The 1,402-nt window shown below is 48.3% G+C and carries 1 protein-coding gene; it reads left to right on the forward strand.

Translation table 11 applies throughout. The features are described 5' to 3' along the window. The first annotated feature begins 86 nt into the window (after positions 1-86). On the forward strand, positions 87-932 hold the full coding sequence (locus NAC44_RS21105; RefSeq protein ID WP_250943627.1) for a class I SAM-dependent methyltransferase: 846 nt from the start codon (positions 87-89) through the stop codon (positions 930-932). Positions 933-1,402: the final 470 nt, after the last annotated feature.

Raw genomic sequence — 1,402 nt, forward strand, 5'->3', positions numbered from 1 at the left:
ATAAGAAAACACTTGCAAAAAATAAACATAGGTTATATAAATGGGACGTAGCAAAGAAATGATGAAACAAAAAATCGAGATTGATCATGGCGAAACTTACAAAGGCACAAATAAAAGCTCACGCCGAAGCTGAAAAAATCTTGAAAAAATCTCACCTTTCATATGACGAAATTCAGTTTGTCTATGAAAACTGGCATGAAGGCGCAAACCATACCACCGGTGAGGCAGGTGCTTTCTTTACCCCTTTTGATTTTGCAGGTGACTTTGCCCTTGATGGTAGTTCTTCAGGAAAAATTATCGATCTTTGCGCAGGTATCGGCGTTTTGTCCCGTTTTGCGCACTGGCGGGGGCAGTGGGGGAATGACTTTCCTGAAATAACCTGTGTGGAAATCAATCCGGCTTATGTCGAAGTTGGAAAAAAACTTGTGCCGGAGGCGCGCTGGATTTGTGCCGATGTCATGAACTGGCGTGACTGGTGGATGAACGATTTGGAAGGGGAAATGTTTGATCTTGCTATCGGAAATCCTCCCTTTGGTGCAATCCGCCGCAGTTCTGATGCTCCTCGCTACCGTGGCAAAGATTTTGAATTTCATGTGATCGATATAGCGTCTGAAATTGCAGATCGTGGCGTGTTCATCGTGCCGCAATCATCCGCACCCTTTCGCTATTCTGGCGCGCACTGCTTTCAAAGATTGAAGGAGGGAAAGGGCGTCAAATTTCAAGATGATACAGGTCTCTTTCTTGATATTGGCGCTGGTGTCGATACGACCTACCATCAGCATAGTTGGAAAGACACCTCAATCATAACGGAAATCGTCACCGTAGAATTTGCAGAAGTCAGGGAGCAGCGCTTTAAAGTACGTGATGCACTTTTGAGCCGCCAACCTGTTTCAGCGCCGGTCGGCAAATTTGAACAACTGGCCTTTTTTTGAAATTATCTATTCTGGCTTGGATGGAGGCAGCCGATAAGGTAGCTTGCAGGTCTATAAAGTTTTGACGGCAGAAGCAGCAGCGCCGAGCCAACCGGCGCAATCGGGGGAATGGTTTCCCCGACTGAGGCAAACAGCCTTGCCGTCATTACGGAGGTAAAGCAATGTGGTTTATTCCACTTAGCCTTACGCTAGAAATGAAAAGAACCCGGAAGAGTTGGTCGCTCGTGTTCCGGGTTCGATTCATCTACTAGTCAAATAGGGGGGCGGCTGAAAAGCCGTTCCCCACTCCGGAAATATAGCTCACTTTTCAGGAAATTCAAAGGTGCTAGCGCGCTTTTATGAGGACGAGGGGAACCCACACCCTTCCCCTCGCGCACCCCTGCCCGAAATGGCGGCAAGCCACCATTCCCCCCTCTAAGCAGATCGAGCGCGTGTCACCGGCCAGGGTAGCCATGGCCCTTTCCATGTCG

It is taken from the genome of Allorhizobium sonneratiae, from assembly GCF_023700755.1.
In the GTDB taxonomy this organism is placed as follows: Bacteria; Pseudomonadota; Alphaproteobacteria; order Rhizobiales; family Rhizobiaceae; genus Allorhizobium; species Allorhizobium sonneratiae.